The organism is Staphylococcus sp. EG-SA-2, assembly GCF_017152085.1.
The window spans coordinates 1-1,137 of sequence record NZ_JACYHC010000848.1 but is presented as its reverse complement, the minus strand read 5'-3'; the positions used below and the strand labels follow the sequence as shown (position 1 = coordinate 1,137).

General features: G+C 28.9%; 1 protein-coding gene and 1 pseudogene. Both read right to left on the bottom strand.

Going from position 1 to position 1,137, the window contains the following annotated elements:
• Positions 1-89: 89 nt before the first annotated feature.
• A complete protein-coding gene (gene scrA / locus IDG60_RS15170; RefSeq protein WP_000678764.1) occupies positions 90-356 on the bottom strand; it encodes a SaeRS system activator ScrA in 267 nt (88 codons plus the stop codon).
• 283 nt (positions 357-639) lie between these two features.
• Positions 640-1,137, bottom strand: a pseudogene (locus IDG60_RS15165) (phospho-sugar mutase); the annotation flags it as partial.

Genomic DNA, 1,137 nt, shown 5'->3' with positions numbered 1-1,137 from the left:
TCTTATATATGTATGTTTCTAAAAAACAGTACGTTTTTATCAATTTTTAATTTATTAGTTGAATGAATGGGGTTATGAAAAAGGAAGTTTTAATCTTTTGTCATGAAATAAATGGGATGAATATCACGACTAGAAGTAATGTTACGAACAGGAGCGTATAAATCTAGAGACGCTAAATTCGACATAGTATGTTGCTCAATTATGGCTGATGATGAGTTTAAAGTATGTGCGTTGGAACTGTCGGATTTTTGTTCATAATGTTTTGCATATTGTGCCATGATGAATAGTGTAAAAATAAATAAAACAATAAGAGATATAATGCCCATAATCAAAAGTATTTGTTTAGAGCCTTTCATTATTTCACATCCTTTCTAAAATATATTTGTAACTAAATTTAAAATAGTTATTTTTGTAATTCTAAACCTTTTTCATCGCGAAAACAATTAAATAGGTCGCGGTATTAATTATTATATTATTACCGCTTAATATGAAAAATACATGAAAATTAATTTTCTAATATACTTTTGAAAAATTATTACAAATTAGCCCCTTCAAAACGCGAAAACATAAGGATTCTAGTTTCAAAAGGGCTGATAAGTATAAAATGAAATGTAATATTTCGATGTATAAAATTTTTAATTAGCTAAAAATCATCGCATTAATTTTTTGAGCTACATCATCAAAATCCGGACATTTTAACGACACATATAATTTAATTTTAGGTTCAGTACCAGAAGGACGTAAAGCGATAAATCCTTCGTCAAATAAGACACGAATAACATTTGATTTAGAAGAATTAATCTGTGACGTTGTATCTTTATCCAAATGATAAACCTCGCTAGTTAAATAATCTTCAATTGCTTTCACTTTCAGTCCTTGAATCTCTTGCGGTGGATTTGAACGGAAATGTGTCATAATTGATTCAATTTTTTTCTTACCTTCTAATCCATCTAGCGTATGCGAGAATAATGTATCCTCATGTCTACCAACAGTTTGATAAATCTGTTCTAATTCATCTTTCAATGTTTTGCCATATAATTTTAACTCAGAAGCGTATTTTATAATGAGTGGCACAATTTGTACGGCATCTTTATCACGTACAAAAGGCTCTGATAGAAAACCGTAACTCTCTTCAAA

Coding starts and splice junctions, on each gene's coding strand:
- scrA (WP_000678764.1), bottom strand. CDS start 356: ATGAAAGGCTCTAAACAAATACTTTTGATTATGGGCATTATATCTCTT.